The 21,880-nt window shown below is 72.9% G+C and carries 20 protein-coding genes; 15 read left to right on the top strand and 5 right to left on the bottom strand.

Annotation, left to right across the window (positions count from 1 at the left end; all coding sequences use genetic code 11):
• Positions 1-19: 19 nt before the first annotated feature.
• The 13 genes from pafA to MXD59_RS16610 all read left to right on the top strand — a co-directional run bounded on the left by pafA (position 20) and on the right by MXD59_RS16610 (position 15,594).
• Positions 20-1,378: a Pup--protein ligase gene (pafA, locus tag MXD59_RS16670; RefSeq protein ID WP_163548152.1), complete on the top strand. Its 1,359-nt coding sequence runs from the start codon at positions 20-22 to the stop codon at positions 1,376-1,378.
• Positions 1,379-1,693: 315 nt separating this feature from the next.
• A complete protein-coding gene (locus MXD59_RS16665; RefSeq protein WP_248825633.1) occupies positions 1,694-2,299 on the top strand; it encodes an FKBP-type peptidyl-prolyl cis-trans isomerase in 606 nt (201 codons plus the stop codon).
• Positions 2,300-2,483: 184 nt separating this feature from the next.
• Positions 2,484-3,536, top strand: coding sequence for a helix-turn-helix transcriptional regulator (locus MXD59_RS16660; RefSeq protein WP_248825632.1), 1,053 nt, complete (start codon positions 2,484-2,486; stop codon positions 3,534-3,536).
• Positions 3,533-4,735 (top strand): helix-turn-helix transcriptional regulator, encoded by a 1,203-nt coding sequence (locus MXD59_RS16655; protein ID WP_372512108.1) that lies wholly within the window; start codon positions 3,533-3,535, stop codon positions 4,733-4,735. The genes MXD59_RS16660 and MXD59_RS16655 overlap by 4 nt, the downstream gene beginning before the upstream one ends.
• A gap of 10 nt (positions 4,736-4,745) precedes the next feature.
• Positions 4,746-4,961 carry a hypothetical protein gene (locus tag MXD59_RS16650; RefSeq protein ID WP_163548156.1) on the top strand — a complete coding sequence of 72 codons (216 nt, stop codon included), beginning with the start codon at positions 4,746-4,748 and terminating at the stop codon, positions 4,959-4,961.
• A gap of 278 nt (positions 4,962-5,239) precedes the next feature.
• Positions 5,240-5,518 (top strand): Sec-independent protein translocase subunit TatA, encoded by a 279-nt coding sequence (tatA, locus tag MXD59_RS16645; RefSeq protein ID WP_248825631.1) that lies wholly within the window; start codon positions 5,240-5,242, stop codon positions 5,516-5,518.
• A gap of 107 nt (positions 5,519-5,625) precedes the next feature.
• Positions 5,626-6,669, top strand: coding sequence for a twin-arginine translocase subunit TatC (gene tatC, locus MXD59_RS16640; protein WP_248825630.1), 1,044 nt, complete (start codon positions 5,626-5,628; stop codon positions 6,667-6,669).
• A 55-nt stretch (positions 6,670-6,724) separates the two neighbouring features.
• Positions 6,725-9,802 (top strand): DEAD/DEAH box helicase, encoded by a 3,078-nt coding sequence (locus MXD59_RS16635; RefSeq protein ID WP_248825629.1) that lies wholly within the window; start codon positions 6,725-6,727, stop codon positions 9,800-9,802.
• Positions 9,799-10,908 carry a cobalamin biosynthesis protein gene (locus tag MXD59_RS16630; protein ID WP_248825628.1) on the top strand — a complete coding sequence of 370 codons (1,110 nt, stop codon included), beginning with the start codon at positions 9,799-9,801 and terminating at the stop codon, positions 10,906-10,908. Before MXD59_RS16635 ends, MXD59_RS16630 begins: the two co-directional genes overlap by 4 nt.
• Positions 10,909-10,911: 3 nt before the next feature.
• The gene (locus tag MXD59_RS16625) at positions 10,912-12,576 is read left to right on the top strand and encodes a cobyric acid synthase (protein ID WP_248825627.1); all 1,665 of its coding nucleotides are present in this window, start codon (positions 10,912-10,914) and stop codon (positions 12,574-12,576) included.
• A gap of 144 nt (positions 12,577-12,720) precedes the next feature.
• Positions 12,721-13,449, top strand: coding sequence for a (Fe-S)-binding protein (locus tag MXD59_RS16620; RefSeq protein WP_248825626.1), 729 nt, complete (start codon positions 12,721-12,723; stop codon positions 13,447-13,449).
• Between the two features lie 34 nt (positions 13,450-13,483).
• Positions 13,484-14,926, top strand: coding sequence for a lactate utilization protein B (locus MXD59_RS16615; RefSeq protein WP_248825625.1), 1,443 nt, complete (start codon positions 13,484-13,486; stop codon positions 14,924-14,926).
• A complete protein-coding gene (locus MXD59_RS16610; protein ID WP_248825624.1) occupies positions 14,923-15,594 on the top strand; it encodes a LutC/YkgG family protein in 672 nt (223 codons plus the stop codon). The genes MXD59_RS16615 and MXD59_RS16610 overlap by 4 nt, the downstream gene beginning before the upstream one ends.
• Before the next feature lie 202 nt (positions 15,595-15,796).
• Here the strand turns inward: MXD59_RS16610 and MXD59_RS16605 are convergent, their stop codons facing one another.
• The 3 genes from MXD59_RS16605 to MXD59_RS16595 form a co-directional block, all read right to left on the bottom strand.
• A complete protein-coding gene (locus MXD59_RS16605; RefSeq protein WP_248825623.1) occupies positions 15,797-16,660 on the bottom strand; it encodes a hypothetical protein in 864 nt (287 codons plus the stop codon).
• A 167-nt stretch (positions 16,661-16,827) separates the two neighbouring features.
• Positions 16,828-17,514, bottom strand: coding sequence for a response regulator transcription factor (locus tag MXD59_RS16600; protein WP_248825622.1), 687 nt, complete (start codon positions 17,512-17,514; stop codon positions 16,828-16,830).
• On the bottom strand, positions 17,507-19,078 hold the full coding sequence (locus MXD59_RS16595) for a sensor histidine kinase (protein ID WP_248825621.1): 1,572 nt from the start codon (positions 19,076-19,078) through the stop codon (positions 17,507-17,509). Before MXD59_RS16595 ends, MXD59_RS16600 begins: the two co-directional genes overlap by 8 nt.
• A 9-nt stretch (positions 19,079-19,087) precedes the next feature.
• Here MXD59_RS16595 and MXD59_RS16590 point away from each other — a divergent pair, with 9 nt between their 5' ends.
• Positions 19,088-19,246 carry a hypothetical protein gene (locus MXD59_RS16590; RefSeq protein ID WP_248825620.1) on the top strand — a complete coding sequence of 53 codons (159 nt, stop codon included), beginning with the start codon at positions 19,088-19,090 and terminating at the stop codon, positions 19,244-19,246.
• 529 nt (positions 19,247-19,775) lie between these two features.
• Positions 19,776-20,774, top strand: a complete 999-nt coding sequence (locus tag MXD59_RS16585) for an SAM-dependent methyltransferase (RefSeq protein WP_248825619.1) — start codon at positions 19,776-19,778, stop codon at positions 20,772-20,774.
• A gap of 139 nt (positions 20,775-20,913) precedes the next feature.
• Here MXD59_RS16585 and MXD59_RS16580 read toward each other — a convergent pair whose 3' ends face one another.
• Positions 20,914-21,198 carry a transcriptional regulator gene (locus tag MXD59_RS16580; RefSeq protein ID WP_163550692.1) on the bottom strand — a complete coding sequence of 95 codons (285 nt, stop codon included), beginning with the start codon at positions 21,196-21,198 and terminating at the stop codon, positions 20,914-20,916.
• Between the two features lie 36 nt (positions 21,199-21,234).
• A complete protein-coding gene (locus MXD59_RS16575; protein WP_248825618.1) occupies positions 21,235-21,801 on the bottom strand; it encodes a hypothetical protein in 567 nt (188 codons plus the stop codon).
• Between the last annotated feature and the right edge of the window lie 79 nt (positions 21,802-21,880).

Raw genomic sequence — 21,880 nt, 5'->3', positions numbered from 1 at the left:
CGAGCATAGGGTCACAGACGTGGATCGCCGCATCTTCGGTCTGGAGAACGAGTACGGCGTCACCTGCGTGTTCCGGGGGCAGCGAAGGCTGTCCCCGGACGAGGTGGCGCGGTACCTGTTCCGTCGTGTCGTGTCCTGGGGGCGCAGCTCGAACGTGTTCCTCAAGAACGGCGCCCGCCTCTACCTCGACGTTGGAAGCCATCCGGAGTACGCCACACCGGAATGCGACTCGGTACCCGACCTCGTCACTCATGACAAGGCCGGCGAGCGCATCCTGGAGGGCCTGCTCGTGGAGGCCGAGCGCCGCCTGCGCGAGGAGGGGATCGCCGGCGACATCCATCTGTTCAAGAACAACACCGATTCGGCCGGTAACAGCTACGGCTGCCACGAGAACTACCTCGTCGGCCGCCACGGCGAGTTCTCCAAACTCGCCGACATCCTCGTGCCGTTCCTGGTCAGCCGGCAGATCCTGTGCGGGGCTGGCAAGGTGCTGCAGACCCCGCGCGGCGCTGTCTACTGCATCTCGCAGCGCGCCGAGCACATCTGGGAGTCGGTGTCGTCCGCGACCACCCGGTCGCGTCCGATCATCAACACCCGTGACGAGCCGCACGCGGACGCCGAGCGCTTCCGCCGTCTGCACGTCATCGTCGGCGACTCGAACATGAGCGAGACGACGATGCTGCTCAAGCTCGGCTCGACCGACCTGGTGCTACGGATGATCGAGGCCGGCGTCATGCTGCGCGACATGACCCTGGAGAACCCGATCCGGGCGATCCGCGAGGTCAGTCATGACATGACCTGCCAGCGCAAGATCAAACTGGCGAACGGTCGGGAGGTGTCCGCGCTCGACATCCAGCGCGAGTACCACGCCAAGGCCGTCGAGTTCGTCGACCGTCGTGGGGGGGACGCGGTCGCCAAGCGCGTCCTGGACCTGTGGGGACGGACCCTGCTCGCGATCGAGACCGACGACCTCGAACTGGTCGCCCGCGAGATCGACTGGGTGACCAAGTACGTGCTCATCGAGCGTTTCCGGCACCGCCACGGGCTGTCCCTGGCCTCGCCGCGGATCGCCGAGATCGACCTGAAGTACCACGACATCCACCGCGACCGCGGCCTGTACTACCGGATGGAACGCGCCGGCCTCGTCGAACGGGTCACCCGTGACCTGGACGTGTTCGAGGCGAAGTCGCTGCCGCCGCAGACCACCCGGGCCCGGCTGCGCGGCGAGTTCATCAAGCGGGCCCAGGAGAAACGTCGCGACTTCACCGTCGACTGGGTGCACCTCAAGCTCAACGACCAGGCGCAGCGCACCGTCCTGTGCAAGGACCCGTTCCGCTCCGTGGACGACCGCGTCGACAAGCTCATCGCCAGCATGTAGCCGCCCGCCCTGCTCACCCGTCCACCTGCCCCGCCCGCCCGTCCGCTCGCCGCGGTGTCGGTCGGGTCGGTCGGGTCGGTCGGGTCGGTCGCACCCGCGTGCCCCTCGGGTGTGACCGGGTTCGGTCGTGCGACCATCTGTCTCGCGTGCCCGAACCCACCCCCGCCAGCGAGGAACCCTTCCCCTGTGACATCCGTCTCACGTCGTGTTGCCGGCGTCCCTACCCAGCCCGGCGTTGCCGTCGGACGTCGTCCCGGTGCCCACTCGGGACGGCGACGCCGTGCTCCGGGAACCAGAGCCCGGCTGGTCGGGGCCGTGCTCGCCCCCGCGCTGCTGGTCGCCGCCCTCGCCGGCTGCTCGGCGTCCACCGCGCCGGACGGCACCGCCGCCGCGCCCGCGTCCTCGCGTCCGGACACCTCGCGGCTGCCCGCCGTCACGGACGGAACCGACCTGCGTGCCGCCCCGCGGATCGCCGCCGGGCACGGTAGCGCCCCCACCGACCTGCTCACCCGTGATCTCGTCACCGGCACGGGCACCACCGCCGACGCGACGAGCACCGTCACCATCCAGTACACCGGTGTGCTGTGGCGCAACGGCCAGGAGTTCGACTCCACCTGGCCCGCCCCCGGCGCCGGTGGTTCCGGCGCTGCCGGTTCCGGGCAGGCCGCGACGTTTCCGCTCGCCGGCACGATCACCGGGTTCGGCCGTGGCATCGACGGGATGAAGGTCGGCGGACGGCGCGAGATCCTCATCCCACCGGCGCTCGGCTACGGCCCGGCCGGCGGCCAGCCGCCCACGATCCTCGCGGACGACACCCTGGTCTTCGTCGTCGACCTGCTCGACGTCGACGCCGCCACCGCCGGCCCCGGCATGTCGTCCGACAACGGTGCCTCCGGCGGCGCCGGCGCCGGCCAGCCGTAACGGCTGGCCTCAACGGTCATCCCGCGGCGGTCATCCCGCGGCGGTCAGCCCACAGCGGGCTGCCCGCCGCGGGCCGCGGGTATGTCGGTGGGGGCGGCAGCGGGTGCCCGCCGGCGGGCGACTAGCCTGTACGGCTGTGTCCCGGCGCCGGGTGGAACGCCTGCTGAACCTGACGATGTGTCTGATGGCCACGTCGCGGTTCCTCGCCGTGTCGGAACTCGGGGAGCTCGTCGAGGGGTACGAGCCCGGCGTCACCGCCGAGGAGCAGGACGCGTTCCGGCGGATGTTCGAACGGGACAAGGCGTATCTGCGTGAGATCGGCATTCCGTTGGAGACCGGGCGGGGCTCGGTGTTCAGCGACGAGGTCGGCTACCGCATCCACCGCGGGGACTACGCCCTGCCCGACCTGGCGCTCGCACCGGACGAGGCGGCCGCGCTCGCGCTCGCCGGATCGCTGTGGTCGGTCGCGGCCCTGGCCGGGCCGGCCGCGAGCGCCCTGCGCAAACTCGCCGCCAGCGGCGTGTCCGTGCCCGCAGGTGGCGAGGGCGGCGGCACCGCGACGGTCGGCGAGACCCGCCCCGACGCGGACGCCGGCGGGGCCGCGGCGGTCGGGCTCGGGATGCTCGACGGGTTCGAGCCGCGGGTGGACGCGGCCGAACCCGCGTTCGAGGCGTGTCTGGCGGCGGTGCAGACCGGGCGGGTGATCCGTTTTCCCTACCGCAAGGTCGGCGACGCCGAGGTGGTCGAGCGGCACGTCGAACCCTGGGGTGTGCTGTCGTGGCGGGGCCGCTGGTATCTGGTCGGGCACGATCTGCATCGCGGCGCGGAACGGGTGTTCCGGCTGTCCCGGGTCGCGGGGGCGGTGCGGCTGGTCGGCCCGGCGGGCGCGGTGGTCGTCCCGGCGGATGTCGACCTGAGCGCGATGGTCTCCGCGCAGGCCCCCGCCGAACGGGTCCGGACCGCCACCCTGGCCGTGCGCCAGGGCACCTGCCACGCGCTGCGCCGCGGCGCCCAGGCGGTGTCGACCGGCTGCATCCCGCCGGCCCGTCCCCGTCCGGTCTTTCCCGCGGACATGGATCTGCTGGAACGCACGTTCACCGACACCGAGCGGTTCGCCCGCTGGATCGTCGGCTCCGGCCCGGACGTGCTGGTCCTGGACCCGCCGGAGCTGCGTACCGCCGTCATCGACCGGCTGCGGGCCGCCGCGGGGCCTGCCGCCGAGGGCGAGGGGCGGTGAGCTCGGCGACCGAGCGGCTGTCCCGGCTGCTCGCCCTCGTCCCGTGGCTGCGCGCGCATCCGGGGGTGTCGCTGGCGGACGCCGCGGCGACGTTCGGGATCACCCAGGGGCAGCTGCGTAACGACCTGGACCTGCTGTTCGTCTGCGGGCTGCCGGGTGGGGCGCCCGGTGACCTCATCGACCTGAGCTACTCCGGGGATCAGATCACCGTCGCCGATCCGCAGACCCTGGACCGTCCGTTGCGGTTGTCCGTCGACGAGGCGACCGCGCTGCTGGTCGCCGCCCGCGCGCTCGCCGACATCCCGGGCCTGGCCGGCCGGGACGCGCTCGACCGGGCGCTGGAGAAGCTCGAGCGGGCCGTCGGATCGTCGGGTCGGCTCGCCGGGCAGGTGCGGGTCAGCCTGGACGCCGCCCCCGGGACGACCGCGGCGCGCACCACCACGTCCGAGGCGGGCGCGTCCGAGCCGGGCGAGCCCGAACCGGTGCTGGCGGTGTTGCAGGAGGCGCTGCGTGACCGGCGCCGGGTGCATCTGCGCTACCTCGTGTGGTCCCGGGACGAGCTGACCGAACGCGACGTCGACCCGATGCGTCTGCTGGTCCGTGAGGGTCGGTGGTATCTGGAAGGATGGTGCCACCGGGCCGAGGCCGTCCGGCTGTTCCGGCTCGACCGGCTCGACGGGGTGCGGCTGCTCGACGTTCCAGCCGATCCGCCGCCCGACGCGGTGTCCCGGGAGGTGGGTGACGGCGGCGTCTACCAGCCTGGGCCCGGGGATGTCCGGGTGGTGCTCGAACTGGCTCCGCCGGCTCGCTGGGTGGCCGACTACTACCCGGTGACCGACGCCCGTGAGCTGGGCGGCGGCGGCCTTGAGGTGACCCTGTACGCGGGGGAGACCACCTGGTTGCACCGGCTGGTCCTGGGGCTTGGCGCGGATGTCCGGGTGGCGGCGCCGGCGGCGCTGGCCGAGGAGGTCCGCCGCCTCGCCCGCCGGGCACTGGCCGCCTACGGTCCGTCCGCCCGCGGTCCGTCCGCCCACGGTCCGGCGGTCGACGGTCCGGCGCTCGACGAGCCTGATCGCGCGCTACCGCGGGCCGCGACGGTGGCGGCGGACAGCGGGGATGCCACGGGTACCACCGGTGCGGGGGAGCCCGCCGGCCCGGGCGCGACGGGCGGGGCGGGCGCGTCCGCGGACGGCCGGTAGGGTGATCGGCATGCTGTGGGCGCTCGTGTACCTGGTGCTGATCGTCGGTGGCCTGCTGCTGCTCGTCCTGTGCGCCTGGCGGGTGTGGCAGAAGGTCCGGGCCGCGCGTCGCGCCCTGGGTGAACTGTCGTCGCGGGTGTCGGGGCTCGCCGCCGACACCTCGGCCCTGTCCGAGCGGCTCGACCATGCCGAGGTCACCTCCCGGCTGGCGGAACGCACACCCTGACCGACCGGTGACGGGTAGCGGTGTGTCGTCCCGGGTCGTGTGCCTGCGGCCACCGCACCGCCGCCGGAAACGTTCATGGACGGCGGGCTGGTGGCACATCCGGATCTGGCTACACTGAGTTGACAGATCCGTCTCGTGCCCGCCAGAAACGCGTCGTTGCTCAGCCGTCATCCGCGGGACACCCAAACGCCGCCTCTTGCCTCCTAGGCTGACGCACGTAGCATCGATCGCACCGGTCGACGAAACGGGCCGGTACCGCTCATCGGAGGATACCGACCATGCCGAACCTGGGCACTACCGAGATCATCATCATCGCGCTCGTCATCCTGGTGCTGTTCGGATCGAAGAAGCTCCCGGATGCGGCCCGGTCGTTCGGTCGCTCCCTGCGGATCTTCAAGGCCGAGACGAAGGGCCTGCGTGACGACGAGCCGTCGCCGGCCCCCGAGCCCGTCGCCACCCCCGCGCCGCGCCAGATCGAGGCCCCGGCCGAGGCGATCGTGGTGCCGAGCGTGAGCACCGCCGCCAACGGTGTGGCCCCGGCGGCCGACAAGCACTGAACGGCCGCGCCGGGCGGGTCGTCCCGTCGGGGCCACCGCCCACCGGCCTCCCGGGCCGGCCCGGGATCCCACCCTTCTCACCACTGCCTCGACCAGGAGACGCCGCCGTGCCAGGCATCCCCACGCCGCGCAGGCTCCTTGCCGCGGCGAACCACCGGCGGACCCGCACGGTCGAGGAAAGCCGGATGCCGCTCACCGAACACCTGCGTGAGCTGCGCAACCGGGTCGCGATCGCACTGGTGGGATTCGGCGTCGCCTTCGTGGTGTGCTTCATCGTCGAGCCGCACATCTTCAACTGGCTCAAGGAGCCCTACTGCGATCTGCCGGCGAGCAAGCGCTTCAGCGCGAACGGCCAGGCCACGGGTGACTGCACGCTGTACTTCTTCGGCATTCTGGACGCCTTCACCATCCGGCTGAAGATCTCGGCGATCGCGGCCGCGGTGGTGTCCTCGCCGGTGTGGCTCTACCAGCTGTGGTCGTTCATCACACCCGGTCTGCACCGGCATGAGCGGCGCTGGTCACTGACCTTCGTCGGGGTCTCCCTGGTGCTGTTCGCCACCGGCGCGCTGTTCGCCTACCTCACCCTGCCCACCGGGCTGAGCCTGCTGCTCGGCTTCGGCGGCAACGGCCTGGTCAGCGTCCTGGACGGCAACCGGTACCTCAGCTACGTGCAGGCCATGCTGCTGATCTTCGGACTGTCGTTCGAGGTGCCGCTGCTGGTGCTGATGCTCAACCTCGCCGGGGTGGTCACCACCGCGCGGCTGCGGTCCTGGCGGCGCGCGGAGATCTTCCTCGTGTTCGTGTTCGCCGCGATCGTCACCCCCAGCCAGGACCCGTTCACCATGCTGGCGCTCGGCCTGCCGATGGTGATCCTCTACGAGGTGGCGCTGATCATCGGCTGGCTCAACGACCGGCGTCGCACCCGCCGGGGTTCGGAGTCGCCCTACGCCGACCTCGGCGACGACGAGACGTCCTCGCTGGACCTCGACGACGCGGCGGTCGGCTCCCGACCGGCCGGGCGCGCGGGGACGTCCGCGGGCGGCGGGTCGTCCAGCGATGTCGGAGTGTCCCCGGTCGGGGCCGGTCAGGGCGCTGCCACCCGGGTGGGCGGCGCGGGGACGTTCGGCGGCGACGCCGGCGACATCACCTGAGCGCCGCCCCGGCCGACACGCCGGACTGTCGGCGTGTCGGCGTAGGGTGAGTGACGTGTCCCCGGCGCCCGAGGCTCTCGAGGAATTCGCCGCCAGCCTCGCGTTCGGGCTTGACCCGTTCCAGCATGAGGCACTGGTGGCGTTGGTCGCCGGCGACAGTGTGCTCGTCGCCGCACCCACCGGTGCCGGCAAGACGGTCGTCGGCGAGTTCGCCGCCCATCTAGCGCTGCGCGGCGGCACCCGCTGTTTCTACACGACGCCGATCAAGGCGCTGTCGAACCAGAAGTACGCCGACCTGGCCGCCCGCTACGGTGCCGCCGCCGTCGGCCTGCTCACCGGCGACACCGTCCGCAACGGCTCGGCGCCGATCGTGGTGATGACCACCGAGGTGCTGCGCAACATGCTCTACGCCGGCCCCGCCGACGGCAGCGACCTCGCCGACCTCGGTTATGTGGTCATGGACGAGGTGCACTACCTGGCCGACCGGCAGCGCGGGGCGGTGTGGGAGGAAGTCATCATCCACCTGCCGGCGCACGTCCGGCTGGTGTCGTTGTCGGCGACGGTGAGCAACGCCGAGGAGTTCGGCGAGTGGCTGATCACCGTGCGGGGACATACGCGGGTGGTCGTCAGCGATCACCGGCCCGTTCCGTTGTGGCAGCACGTGCTAGCCGAACGCACCCTGCACGATCTCTTCCTCGAGGATGCGACGGGCCGTCCCGACGGCGCCGCCGCCGCGCTGGCCCGCGCCGCCTCCGAGCACAACCTCGCCGACGCCGGTGGCGGTGTCCAGGCCCGGGTGTCCCTGGCGGGGACGGCGGGTGACGGTTCGATCCGGCCAGGCCGCGCGGGTCAGTACGACCGGTCGGGTCAGCAGGACCGGCCGGGGCGGCGTGACCGTGGGGGTCAACAGGGCAGTGCGGGTCAGCAGGGCAGTGCGGGTCAGCAGGGCAGTGCGGGTCAGCAGGGCAGTGCGGGCCAGCAGGAACGGGGCGGTCAGCGGAACCGGGCGGATCGTCGGAGCAACGGTGCGCGGGGGAGTGCGGCGCTGACCGGGGGGCGTGTGGTCAACCCGGACCTGGTGCGGCTGGCCCGCGACGAGAGCCGGATGCTGGCCGGCGGCTACCCCGCGGGCGCGGGCCGTGGCCGGGGGGCCGGCCCGGGAGCGGCGCGGCGGCGCACGGCGCGACCACCGGGGCGTCCCGAGGTGGTGGAACGCCTGGACCGCGACGGGCTGTTGCCGGCGATCGTGTTCGTGTTCAGCCGGGTCGGCTGCGACAGCGCCGTCACCGCCTGCGTGCGCACGGGGATGCGCCTGGTCGGACCGGCCGAACAGCAGCGCATCCGCACGATCGTGCGTGAGCGCACCGCCGGTATCCCCGACGCCGACCGCGGTGTGCTCGGCTTCTGGCCATGGCTGGAAGGTCTCGAACGCGGCATCGCCGCCCACCACGCCGGCATGCTGCCCACCTTCAAGGAGATCGTCGAGGAGCTGTTCGTCGCGGGCCTGGTCCGCGTCGTGTTCGCCACCGAGACCCTCGCCCTCGGCATCAACATGCCGGCCCGCACCGTCGTCCTGGAACGGCTGACGAAGTTCAACGGCGAGAGCCGCGTCGACATCACCGCCGGCGAGTACACCCAGCTCACCGGCCGGGCGGGGCGCCGCGGCATCGACGTCGAGGGCCACGCCGTCGTCCTGTGGCAGTCGGGGCTCGACCCGCTGGCGCTGGCCGGGCTCGCCTCGACCCGCACCTACCCGCTGCGCTCGTCGTTTCGGCCGTCCTACAACATGGCCGTCAACCTCGTCGGACGCCTCGGGCGCGACCGGGCCCGCGCCGTGCTGGAAAGCTCGTTCGCCCAGTTCCAGGCCGACCGGGACGTCGTCGGTCTCGCCCGCACCGTCACCCGCAACCTCGAGGCCGTCGCCGAACTACGCGCCGCGCTGTCCTGCGACCGTGGCGACGCCGCCGAGTACGACCAGCTGCGCCGCGACATCAAAGCCCGCGAGACGGCCCTGTCGCGGGAGGGCAGCGCGCGCCGACGCGCCGACACGGTGGCCGCGCTCGCCCGGCTGCGCACCGGCGACGTGGTGCTCGTGCCCGCCGGTCGACGCAGTGGCCTGGCCGTCGTCCTCGACGCGGACAGCTCCTCGGCCTCGGCGCCCGAAGGACCACGCCCGGTCGTGCTCACCGCAGACCGGCAGGTCCGCCGGCTGTCGCTGACGGACTTCCCGAACGCCGTCGAACCCCTGGGCCGGGTTCGGGTGCCGCGTTCGTTCAACCCGCGTTCGGCGCAGTCGCGTCGCGACCTCGCCTCCTCGCTGCGCGCCACCGGGCTGGACGCCGACGAGGGTGCCGCGCCCGGCCGCCGGGCGAAGATCCGCGCCGCCGCCGCCGACGACGCCGAACTGTCCCGGCTGCGCCGCGCCCTGCGCGCCCATCCGGTGCACGAGTGCCCACGCCGGGAGGAACATCTGCGTTCCGGTGAGCGGGCCAGCAAACTGGAGAAGGAGACCGCCGGTATCTCCCGCTCCGTCGAGGGTCGCACCAACACCGTCGCGAAGACCTTCGACCGGGTCCGCGCCGCGCTCACCGAACTCGGTTACCTCGACGGTGACGCCGTCACCGACTCCGGCCGGCTGCTCGCCCGTGTCTACTGCGAGCAGGACCTGCTCGTCGCCGAATGCGTCCGGGCCGGGCTGTGGGAGGACCTCGACGCCCCCGCGCTCGCCGCCGCCGTGTCCACGCTGGTGTTCGAACCACGCGGTGAGGACCTGGCCGCGCTCGCCCTGCCCGGCGGCGCGGTGCTGGCCGACTGCCTGGAGCGGATGGCCGGCCTCGCGGACCGTCTCGGTGCCACCGAGGCCCGTCACCGCCTGCAGTTCCTGCGTCCCCTCGAACTCGGCTTCGCCGTCACCGCCCACGACTGGGCCCGCGGACGTCCGTTGGAGCGGGTCCTGACCAGCAGCGCGGTCGACCTCACCGCCGGCGACTTCGTCCGCTGGATGCGCCAGCTGCTCGACCTCCTCGACCAGATCTCCAAGATCGCCCCCGAGGACGCCCGGGTCCGCCGCACCGCCCGCACCGCCATGGACGCCCTGCGCCGCGGCGTCGTCGCCTACGCCATGGCAAGTTGAGCAGCGCACCCTCCGTGCCCGCCGCCTTCCCGCCGGCCGCCCCGTGTTCGGCGCGTGCCCGCCTCGGTGGTCTGGTGCTCGCCGCGATCCTGGACGCGCTGCTCGCCGACCCGGCGCGCCACCATCCCGTCGCCGGCTTCGGCGGGGTCGCCGCCCGCGTCGAGGCGACGTCCTACCGCGACAGCCGTCTCGCCGGGACCCTGCACACCGCCCTGCTCGTCGCCGCCGTCACCCTCCCCGCCGCCGTCACCGACCGTCGGCTCGCCCGGCGCCCGACCCACCCGTCCGCGGTGCCGTCGCTGCTGGCCACGGCCGGGTTGGGCTGGGTGGTGCTGGGCGGGACGTCGCTGCGCCGGGCCGGACGGCGGATCGGGACGGCGCTGGCCGACGGGGATCTGACGGGTGCGCGCACGCTGCTGCCGACCCTGTGCGGACGCGACCCGGCGAACCTGGACGAGTCGGCGCTGGCCCGCGGGGCGATCGAGTCGATCGCCGAGAACACCTGCGACGCGGTCGTCGCACCGCTGTGGTGGGGGGCGGTCGCGGGCCTGCCGGGGCTGGCCGCCTACCGGGCGGTGAACACCCTCGACGCGATGATCGGCCATCACAGTCCCCGCTACGAACGGTTCGGCTCCTGCGCGGCCCGCCTGGACGACCTGGCCAACCTCATCCCGGCGCGGATCGGCGCGTTCGCGGCCTGCGTGTGCGCACCGCTGGTCGGCGGGAACCCGGTGGACGCCTACTGGGTGCTGCGCCGGGACGGACGCTCCCATCCCAGCCCCAACGCGGGCCCCGTCGAGGCGGCGTTCGCCGGTGCGCTCGGCCTGCGCCTCGGCGGTGAGCTGCGCTACCCCTACCGGGTCGAACACCGTCCGCAGCTGGGTTTTGGCCGGGCACCCACCGGAACCGACATCGCCGCCGCGGCCCGGCTGTCCGCCGCGACCGGTGCGGTGAGCCTCGCCGTGACGGTGCTCGCCGCCGCCGCCGCGTCCACCCTGCGGGCCCTCGTGACGTCCCGAACCCTGCGACGGTCCCGGCAGCCCCGACGTCCACGGCACACACAGCACGCACGGCAGGTACCGCAGGCACAGCACGGGAGGGGATGACCGGTGGCGTCCAAAGGCGGGGGACTGCTGGTCGCGGGGACCGCGTCGGATGCGGGCAAGAGTGTGCTGACCGCGGGGATCTGCCGGTGGCTGGCCCGCGAGGGGGTGCGGGTCGCACCGTTCAAGGCGCAGAACATGGCGTTGAACTCGACGGTGACCGCCGACGGCGCGGAGATCGGCCGGGCGCAGGCGATGCAGGCCGCCGCGGCCGGGGTCGAACCGGAGGCGGCGATGAACCCGGTGCTGCTCAAACCGGGCGGGGACCGGCACAGCCAGCTCGTCGTGCTCGGCCAACCCGTCGCCGAGGTGGACGCGCTCGGCTACCGTCCGCACAAGGCGCGCCTGGCCGGTATCGTCGCCGACTGCCTGGACGATCTGCGTTCCCGCTTCGACGCGGTCATCTGCGAGGGCGCCGGCAGCCCCGCCGAGATCAACCTGCGTGACACCGACATCGCCAACATGGGCCTGGCCCGCGCGGCGAACCTGCCGGTCATCGTGGTCGGCGACATCGACAAGGGCGGGGTGTTCGCCGCCCTGTTCGGCACGCTCGCCCTGCTCGACCGGGCCGACCAGGCCCTCATCAGCGGTTTCGTGATCAACCGGTTCCGGGGTGATCCGCGGCTGCTGGAACCCGGCCTGCGCCAGATCGAGGCGCTCACCGGCCGCCCGGTGCACGGCGTCGTCCCGTTCCGCTCGGGGCTGTGGCTCGACGTCGAGGACTCCCTCGACCTCGCCGCCTACCCCGACGACCCCGACGACGACCCCGACGGCGGCCAGGCGCGGCGCGGGCGGGAGACACTGCGGGTGGCGGTGATCCGGCTGCCGCGGCTGTCCAACGTGACCGACGTCGACGCGCTGCGCGCCGAACCCGGGGTCGTCGTGCGCCTGGCCACCCGCCCGGACGACCTGGCCGACGCCGACCTCGTCATCCTGCCCGGCACCCGCTCCACCGTCGCCGACCTCGCCTGGCTGCGCCGACGCGGCCTCGCCGACGTCCTGCGCGCCCGCGCCGCCGCCGGACGCCCGGTGCTCGGCGTCTGCGGCGGCTACCAGATGCTCGGCACCCGCATCGTCGACGACGTCGAGTCCGGTGCCGGCGAGGTGGACGGCCTCGGCCTGCTGCCGGTCACCACCGTCTTCGAACCAGCCAAACTCCTCGGCCGCCGCACCGCCCGCGGTGTCGTGGGTGGCGTCGGTGGCGTCGGTGGTGGCACCGGTCCGGAGGACGCCCCCGGGTCGACGGGCCCGGCCAGCCATCCGATCAGCGGGTACGAGATCCGCCACGGCCGGCTCACCCGCGCCGAGCATCCCGGCGCCACCACGTTCGCCGCCGACGGGGTGCGCGTCGGCGCCGTCGCCGGCACCAGCTGGCACGGTCTGCTCGAGAACGACGGGTTCCGCCGCGCCTACCTGCGCGGCGTCGCGGCCGACGCCGGCCGCGCGTTCGTCCCGGGCACCGTCAGTTTCGCCGCCGTCCGCGCCCGCCGCCTGGACGCCCTCGGCGACCTGGTCGCCGACCATCTCGACACCGCCGCCCTACGCCGCCTGCTCGACAACGGCCCACCCCCCGGCCTCCCCTTCATCCCACCCGGCGCACCCCCCACCCCCGCGCCACCCACCCCCGCGCCACCCACGTCCGCGCCGCCCACCGCCGCGCCGCCCCGCTGAGCTCACCCGGCTCACCCGGCCCACCCGTTCCGCGGGCCGCGGCGCGGGGAGGGCGCCGAAACGGCACCTGCCGGGCCCGGTGAGCGGGCAGAATCCGGCAGAGCACCTGGTGTTGCCGACCGGCCGCAGGACAGGAGCGCGGGTATGCGGGTCGCACTGATGATCACCTGCGTCAACGACGCGCTGTATCCCCGGACGGGGCAGGCGGTCGTCACCCTGCTGCGCCGTCTCGGGGTCGACGTGGAGTTCCCGGCGGGGCAGACCTGCTGTGCCCAGCCGATGGTCAACACCGGCTACCTCGACGAGGCCGTGCCGGTGGTGCGTACCTTCGCCCGGGTGTTCGCCGGCTACGACGCGGTGGTCACCCCGTCGGCGTCCTGCGCCGGCTGCGCCCGTCACCAGCATGCGATCGTCGCCCGCCGGGCCGGTGATCCGGGGCTGCGCGCCGCGGTCGACGCGGTGGCGCCGCGGGTCCACGAACTGTCGGAGTTCCTCGTCGACCAGCTGGGCGTCACCGATGTCGGCGCCTACTACCCGCACACGGTGACCTACCATCCGACCTGCCATTCGCTGCGGATGCTGGGGGTCGGCGACCGTCCGCGCCGGCTGTTGGAACAGGTCCGCGGCCTGACCCTGCTCGAACTGCCCGGCGCGCACGAATGCTGCGGTTTCGGCGGGACGTTCGCGGTCAAGAACGCCGACACGTCCATCGCGATCGGCACCGACAAGGCCCGCCAGGTCCGCAACACCGGCGCCGAGGTGCTCGTGGCCGGGGACAACTCCTGCCTGGCCCACATCGGCGGGCTGCTCTCACGCCAGCGGGCCGGGGTGCGCACCGTCCATCTCGCCGAGGTGCTGGCGGCCACCGCGTGAGCGCCACCGTCCGCGGGATCCTCGCGGTGACCGGATGAGCGCGACCTTCGTCGGGATGCCGCCGTTCCCGGCCGCCGCCCGGGAGAAACTCGCCGACGCCCAGCTGCGACGCAACCTGGCGCACGCCACCAGCACGATCCGGGACCGACGCGCCGCGCTCGTCGCCGAGGTCGACACCAGCGTGGACGGCGGCTGGGAGGCACTGCGGGTCGCCGGCGCCGACGCGAAGGACACCGCGCTGCGCTCCCTGGACCGCCAGCTGCTGCGGCTGGAGGAGACACTCACGGCCAACGGCGCCACCGTCCACTGGGCACGGGACGCCGCGCAGGCGAACGCGATCGTGGCCGGGCTGGTCAGGGCGCACGGCGCCGACGAGGTGATCAAGGTCAAGTCGATGGTGACCCAGGAGATCGGCCTGAACGAGGCGCTGGCCGCCGAGGGCATCGCCGCCTGGGAGACCGACCTCGCCGAACTGATCGTGCAGCTCGGCGACGACCTGCCCTCGCACATCCTGGTCCCGGCGATCCACCGCAACCGCGCCGAGATCCGCGAGATCTTCCTGCGGGCGATGGGTGCGGCCGGCCGCCCCGCCCCCGCCGACCTCACCGACACCCCCGCCGTGCTCGCCGCCGCCGCCCGCGACCATCTGCGGGAGAAGTTCCTGCGCGCGAAGGTCGGCGTCTCCGGCGCCAACTTCGCCGTCGCCGAGACCGGCACCCTGGTCGTCGTCGAATCCGAGGGCAACGGCCGGATGTGCCTGACCCTGCCCGAGATGCTGATCTCCGTGGTCGGCATCGAGAAGGTCGTCGCCACCTGGGACGACCTCGACCCGCTGCTGCGCCTGCTGCCCCGGTCGTCCACCGGCGAGCGGATGAACCCCTACACCTCCATGTGGACCGGGGTGACCCCCGGCGACGGCCCCCAGCAGGTGCACGTCATCCTGCTCGACAACGGCCGCACCCGCGCCCTGGCCGACGAGACCGGACGCCAGGCGCTGCGCTGCATCCGCTGCTCGGCGTGCCTGAACGTGTGCCCGGTCTACGAGCGCACCGGCGGCCACGCCTACGGCTCGGTCTACCCCGGCCCGATCGGCGCGATCCTCAACCCGCTGCTGCGCGGCGTCGGCCACAGCGCGCAGATCGACGCGCTGCCCTACGCCTCCACCCTGTGCGGTGCGTGCTTCGAAGCGTGCCCGGTCCGCATCGACATCCCCTCCGTTCTGGTCGACCAGCGGGCGAAGGTCGTCGACGCGCACCGCGGTGGCCTGCCCACCCCCGAGGCGGTCGCGATGAAGGCCGCCGCCGTGGGCCTGGGCGACGCCCGGCGCCTCGCCGGCGGCGAACGGTTCACCCGCCTGGGCCTCTGGCTCGCCCGCCGCGTCGGCGCCGCCGCCTGGACCTCGACCCGCGACCTCCCACCCGCCCCGCGGGAAACCTTCCGCCAGTGGTGGAAACGCACCGACGGAGGCACCCGATGAGCGCCCGCGACCAGATCCTCGCCGACATCCGAGCGGCCCTGTCCGACGTCTCCCCGCCCGGCTCCGGTTCCCCGTCCGACTCCGTCTCCCACCCCGGTGCCGAACCCGAGATCGTTCCGTCCGCCTCGGTGGCTCCGCGGCCGGCCGCGCGGCGACACACGGTGGGCGATGTGGTCGGCCTGTTCGCCGAACGGGTCGCCGACTACCGAGCCACCGTGACCCGGTGCGCCCCGGCCGACCTGGCGCGGACCGTCACCGCCGCACTGGTGCCGGGCGCGTCCGTCATCGTGCCGGCGGATCTCCCCCTCCCCATCCCGGACGCTCTGGTGGACGACGGTGCGCGCACCGCCGCCGACCTCGACCGGATCGACGCCGTCGTCACCGAGGCCCGGGTCGCCATCGCCGAGACCGGCACCCTCGTGCTCGACCACGGCCCCGGCCAGGGCCGCCGCGCCCTCACCCTGGTCCCCGACCGCCATGTCTGCGTCGTGCGGGCCGACCAGATCGTCGCCGACGTCCCCGACGCCCTGGCCGTACTCGCCCCGTCCGTGCGCGCCGGCCGCCCCCTGACCTGGATCAGCGGCCCGTCCGCCACCAGCGATATCGAACTGCGCCGCGTCGAGGGCGTCCACGGCCCCCGCACCCTCATCGTGATCATCGTGACGTAGCCCGCTCCCGCGACCCCCGTAGGCCCGTCACGTCAGGCCTTGAACGGTACAAGCACCTCACAGTCGTCGAACAGTTTGTCAACCGCCTCAAGCGGGGGTGCGCGCTCACGACACCGGGTCACCTGGAGGGCGATCAAGATAATCAACGACGTTGACGAGTTCCGGCCGTCCCCGTGGAGTTCGGATCGGCTATCGATGGGGCTCAGTTACCGCCGCGTGTACCGCCGCCTGCGGCGCCCAGGACAGCGGTTGGCCCGGTGGTCGGCGTGCCGGTCGGTCCGGGGCCGTCGGTCGGTCCGGGGCCGTCGGTCGGGGATGGCCCGTTTCCACCGCCGGTGGGCTGGTCGGTGACGGCGGGTGCACCGGTGAGGACAACCTCGTTCGGGTCGTCGCGGAGCGCCTTCTCATGGACGCGGAGCACCGCCCGGCTGGTGCGGGTGCCGGGGATGCCGGTAAAGGCGACGTCGATGGTGCAGGAGGCCGTGGGTTTCACGATGACGTGCGCACACCCGTTGTGGGTGATTCTGAAGGTCCTGGCATCGTTGTCGCTGAAGTCGACACTGGTGATGGCGACCGGTACTTTGCCAACGCCGGTGACCACGATCGGCTCGCAGGGGCCTGGGCAGGTGACGCTGGCGGTGACGATCGGGCGTCTCGCGATCGTGGTGGGTGGGGGCGTGGTGGGTGGGGGCGTGGTGGGGTCCGACGTGGGGGTGGTGGTGTCCGGCGTGGGCGTCGGATCGGGTGGATCAGGTGGGGCGAGGGTCGGCACGCTGCCGTGGAGTCCCGGCCACTTCTCGGCGAGCGCGGTGGCGCCTCCGCAGGTGGCGATCCAGGCGAACAGGGCGATCAGCACCACGGTCCCGGGCCGGTGGCCACGTTCGGTGATCAGCGCGGTGATGCCGGCGCCGACGGCCACCGCGGTCAGGTGCACAGGCTGGCCGTTGAACGGAGTGGTCACGATCGCCGCGACTATCGCCCCCACGATCGACCAGGCGATCTTGCCAACGGTCGCACCGAACTCCGCCAGCTCGCCGCGGCGGCCGGTGGGTGCTCCCGTGGTCATCGGCCACGCCGGTCGGACCCGGCCGAGCCGAGGGGGGTGGACGCCGTCCCTGTCATGGCATGAACCTCCGTTCACGATGTGTGCCAGGAGAATCCGCTGACCGGTGCGGCGCCGCATCCGTGCCAGCACGGTTGCGCGATCGTGGAAGGTGGGGCGGTGTCGCGCGGTCAGGGGTGGGCGCGCAGGTGGGCGAGGACAGCGAGAACCCGGCGGTGATCGTCGGGTGCCTGCGCGAGACCAAGCTTGGTGAAGATCGTGCTGATGTGGCTCTCCACCGTCCGCCTCCCCAGGTTCAGCTGGTTGCCGATCGCCTGGTTGGATCGGCCCTCGGCCATCAGCGCGAGCACCGCGCGCTCCTGCCGGGCAAGATCGGGCAGGCCGCCCTGGCGGTCCCGGTGGGCGATCATCAGATCGACGACCGCCGGGTCGATGACATTGCGTCCCGTGGCGATCTGGCGCACCGCGTCGACGAAGGCCTCGCCACCGGTGACCCGGTCCTTGTGCAGGTAGCCGACACCACACGCGCCGGAAGGGAACAGAACGTCGAGATAGTGCGACTCCAGATGCTGGGACAGCAGCAGAATCCCGACCTCGGGGTGGCGGGCGCGCAGCTCCACCGCTGCCCGCAGTCCGGCGAGGCGATCCGTCGGCGACATCCGAATGTCGACGATCGCCACGTCCGGGAGCATGGCCGACACCGCGTCACGCAACCGGGCGGCATCGCTCACCTGGGCCACGACCCGCAGGCCGTGCGACTCCAGCAGCACCCCGATGGCCTGGCGGAACAGGGCCGCGTCGTCGGCCAGCACCACTGTCGTGGCCCGTGCGACGTGCTGGGCGTCAGGCTCAGGCATCGGGGATCGTTGCCCGCACCAGGGTGCCGCTGCGGGGACGGCTGGTCACGACAAGCTGACCGCCCAGGGCGCCTACGCGATCGTGCAGGCCGCGCAGGCCCGTGCCGAGGCTGGCGTCCGCGCCGCCGACCCCGTCATCGGTCACCTCGACGATCAGGAGCCGCGGGCCGGGCCGATACGTGATCGCGACGGTGGCGGTTCGGGCCGCCGCGTGTTTGACGACGTTGGTGAGGGCTTCGGCGATCACGAAGTAGGCCGCGGCCTCGATGTCCTCGGCGAGCCGGGGCAGTTCCAGGCAGCTGACCGCCAGGCCGCCCGGTCCGCCGTTCGGTGTGCCGTGTGTCGCCCGGCGGGAGACGGCGGCAGGTGCCGATCTGGGGGATGGGACCCCGTCGCGGTGGTCCACCCCTACCTCGAGGGTGACCCTCAGCGGTGTGCGTTCGAGCAGGGCCCGTACGGCGGGGACGAGCCCGGCATCGCCGAGCAGCACCGGATGGATACGCCGGGCAAGGTCGCGCAGGGCGCCGAGAACCTCGTCGAGCTGGTCGGCGCTGCGCTGGAGCAGGGCCGCGACCTCGGGAGGCAACGGCTCGCCGAGCTGGCGATGTCCCTCGCGCAACGTCCACAGCGCCATGACCAGATGGTGCTGGGCGCCGTCGTGCAGATCCCGTTCCCATCGACGTCGCTCGCTGTCGGTCGTGGCCACAGCCCGCCGACGCACATCACGGACCACCGCGGTCAGCTGCTGGTGAGCCAGGGTGAGTCGCAGAGCCTCGGCGACCGCGTCGAGCAGACGCGGTTCCTCGGACAGCGCCGCGTCACACACCAGGACCGCGATCGGCTGCTCCCCGTGGTGAATGAGCCGGTGTGCCCGGGACGGATCGGTCAGCGGGAGGACCACCCTGCGTCCCGCGGTATCCACGTAGCGGCCCGGGTCGGCCTGCCAGAGAGCCACCTGCAGGGTCGGATCGCCCAACGTGTTGGCGAGCACGCCGCCGAGGTCGCCGGCACAGGCCGGATCGGCCATGCGCGCCAGCAGCTCGCCGACCGCGCCGTGGCGCAGCCGCAGTCGCAACAGGCCGCTGAGAAATCCCGCTGGTAGCAACGCGAACGCAGCCCAGTACACCGCCTGCAACGCGAGCGGTGTCTTCGCGTAGGCGTCGAAGAGCCCACTGACCAGTGTCGACGCGCCGCCGACCAGGCCGGTGACAAACACCGGGGTCAGCAGCCGACGGGTTGGCGGCCCCGCGTCGCGCCACTGCCGGGCCAGCAGGACACACACCGCCACTGCGACGGCGGCGCCGACCCGTTGCACCGCCTGGTCGAGGACGATCGCCACCGTGGGCAGGTCCGCCACCAGGAGCAGGTTCGCGTGTACGGCCTCCCCCAGGGTCGGCCCGGTGAACAGAGCCTCGATGCCGGTCAGCCCGAACGCGGCGCCGTAGCCGACACCGGCGACCCAGCGCCGCTCCCACGTCCGCAGCCGCCCGCTCGGAAAGGCAAGGACCAGATGAACGAGGATGCCACCCGATGCCCGCGGCAGCAGATATCCCAGCGTGCACACCACAGGTGTATGGGAAAACCGCAGATCCTCTCCGAAGAACCCGACGCCAACGAGCGTCATGAGGAGACCGGTCCGGTTTTCCGGCCGCCGAAGATGGCCTACCACCCCGGCGACCAGGAACAACAGCCCACCGGCCGCACCAAGCGCCACATCAAGTGGATGATGTGAGCCATCGGCGACTTTGCCGGTCAGGCCCACCGTGCCGAAGAGCGCCCCCACCAGCACGAACACAAACACCGCGCCGGTTGTTGCCCATGCTGTGGGGGCCGGCTCACCGGCCCCCGTGTACACCCTCACTCCAGCCCCCGCCCAGAGTTATCCCGGGCGTCGGACTCCCGGAAGTCGAAAACATGTTATCGACTTTCGAGCCTGGATCCGCGTGGATGGTTCGTCGCGGCCAGAAAGGATCTGCTGGCCGCAGAGTCATTCTTGTCGGCGAGCAGCCTTCCGGGTGCGGAGAACGAACGCTCGGATCATGGGGAACCCGCCCTTCCGGTGGCAGGGTGCACGACCTGCCTGGCGCACAGGGGCGGGCAGGGAGGGCTCCTCGATGCGATGGGTACCGAACCGGTACGGTTGCCTTAAGCGAACGAGTTGTTCGTCTTCGGTCTACGAGATGCGTCCCGGCAGCGGTCCGTCCGCACAGCGTCGCGGGTGGTCGTGCGCTGCGGGCGGCGAGCGGGGCGAAGGGGCGGCGATGGCTGACGGTGGTGTGGGTGCCGGTGGACGGATGGCGTGGATTCGTCCACGCGCGGGGGAGCGGAAACCAGTGGATCTGAAGACCGACCAGCCGCACACGGCGCGGATGTACGACTACTTCCTCGGCGGTAAGGACAACTTCCCCGCCGACCGGGAGGCCGGCCAGCGAGCGATGGCCGGTGCCCCCGACATCGCCCGGGCGATCCGGGCGAACCGGGCGTTCCTGGTCCGCGCCGCGCGCTACCTGGCCGCCGAGGCCGGTATCCGCCAGTTCCTCGACATCGGCACCGGCATCCCGACCTCGCCGAACCTGCACGAGGTCGCCCAGGCCATCACGCCGGACGCCCGGGTCGTCTACGTCGACAACGATCCGCTGGTCCTCGCCCACGCCCGGGCGCTGCTGACCAGCACCCCCGCCGGGCGCACCGCCTACCTGGACGCCGACCTGCGCGACATCGACGCGATCCTGGCCGCCCCCGAACTTCGGGACACCCTCGACCTGTCCCAGCCGGTGGCCCTGTCGGTGCTGGCGATCCTGCACTTCCTGCCCGACACCGAGACCGGCGAACCGTTCACCCTCGTGCGCCGGCTGCTGGACGCCCTGCCCGCGGGCAGCTGTCTCGTCGTCAGCCACGGCACCCCCGACTTCGCCCCGGCCATCAGCGAGCAGGGGGCCGCGGCCTACCGGGCCGGTGGCATCGCCGTGCAGCTGCGCCGCCGGGACGAGTTCGCCCGCTTCTTCGACGGCCTCGAGCTGGTCGATCCCGGCATCGTCCCCGTCCACCGCTGGCGCCCCGACACCGCACCCGCGGGCGCCGCGGGTGCCACTGTCGTCCCCGGTAGGACGACGACAGTGGCGGGCACCGGTGTCGACGAGGACGGCCTCACCGAGGCGGAGATCGACGACTTCCTCGCCGACGACCCCTCGGGTATCGCCACCGCCGGTCTGGCGGACAGCCAGGTCAACATGTACGGCGCTGTCGGCCGCTTTCGCTGACCGGCCGCGTCAGCCGGCGCGGTCCCCGGCCGGGCGGCGGTGAACGGTCGTGGCCGGGAGCTCGGACCGCGCCGGTGACCGCGCGGGCGATCACTCGGAGAAGGCTCCGGGAACACCCACGCGGCAACGCCCGCGCGGCTCAGTCGACGTCGGCGATGATGGCGCGCAGAGCGGCGACGTGGGCGCGCAGGGCTTCGTGGCCTGGGCGGGTCAGGGCTATCCAGGTGGTGCGACGGTCCTGGTGGGTGCCCTTGCGGCTGCGGGCGTAGCCGGCCTGGGTCAGCGCCGTGACCTGCTTGGACAGGACGGAGTCGCTGACACCCAGAGCCTCGCGCAGCGTCACGAACTCCAGCTCGGACACGGCGGCGAGCAGGCTCGCGAGCCGTAGCCGCACCGGGGCGTTCAGCAGCGCGTCCAGACCCATGTCGGATGCCGCGTGGGGCGTGGATGGCGTGGACATTCAGCCGGCCAGCAGCAGCAGGCCCAGCCCGGCGGCGGCGAGCAGGACCAGGGCGGCGGCCGCGGCCGTCCACGGCGCGGTGAGCTGGGTGTGGCCCTGCGGGTCGCCGCGGTAACGACGGATCCACAGTGCCCCACTCGCCGCATAACCGGCCCCGCCGGCCGCGGCGCAGAGCACGGCGAGCCACCACCGGTCGGCGAATCCGGCCCACGCCGCGCCGGCCAGACCGCCGCCGTAGGCCAGGGTCGACCACGTGGTGCAGCCGAGCATCACCTGATGGGCGAGCCCCGCGACCCACGCGCCGTTCACCCGCCGGAACCGCACCAGCTGCACGGCCGCGACCAGCACGAACAGCGCGGCTCCCAGCAGGGCGACGCTCTGGGCCACCCCGTCGTTGACCACGACCACGATCGCCGCGGTCAGGATCTGCACCGCGATCGCCGCCGCGAGGCTCGGCAGGAACCCGCGGGGGAGCCGCAGCCCCGCCACGAGATCCGCCTGCGAACGCTCGGCCGCCAGCAGTGCCGCGGCCGCGTCGTCGGGACTGGGAACATGCGAACTTTCCATAGTGGAAAGTATGGCCCAACTTTCCAGGATGGCAAGTTCCCTGGTGAGAGCCGGCGCCGTCGACTGGCTATCAAGATAA

The organism is Frankia umida (assembly GCF_023242945.1).
Classification (GTDB): domain Bacteria; phylum Actinomycetota; class Actinomycetes; order Frankiales; family Frankiaceae; genus Frankia; species Frankia umida.
Note: the sequence above shows the minus strand (reverse complement) of the source record. Positions and strands in the feature narration are given on the sequence as shown.